Genomic DNA, 314 nt, shown 5'->3' on the forward strand with positions numbered 1-314 from the left:
CGAACTCAACCCGGACGACGGCAGGGCGTTTCACAACCGGGGCTTGACCTGGGCAAGAAAGGGCGATGATGACCGCGCCATTGCTGACTATGACCAGGCAATCCGCCTCGACCCTACGCTTGCCAACGCCTACAACAATCGAGGCTCCGCATGGGCGCACAAAGGCGATTACGACCGTGCCATTGCCGACTATGACCAGGCAATTCAGCTCGATCCCAAACATGCCAACGCCTACTACAACCGTGGCCTCTCCCGGGCGGCCAAAGGTAACCAGGAGCGTGCTATCGCTGATTACAGCGAGGTGATAAGACTCA

General features: G+C 58.6%; 1 protein-coding gene. It reads left to right on the forward strand.

Annotated features, from left to right (window positions below; translation table 11 throughout):
- A partial coding sequence (locus EN786_RS36885) for a tetratricopeptide repeat protein (protein WP_135910154.1) occupies positions 1–314 on the forward strand: 314 nt, incomplete at both ends.

It is taken from the genome of Mesorhizobium sp. M4B.F.Ca.ET.143.01.1.1, from assembly GCF_004792275.1.
GTDB lineage: Bacteria > Pseudomonadota > Alphaproteobacteria > Rhizobiales > Rhizobiaceae > Mesorhizobium > Mesorhizobium abyssinicae.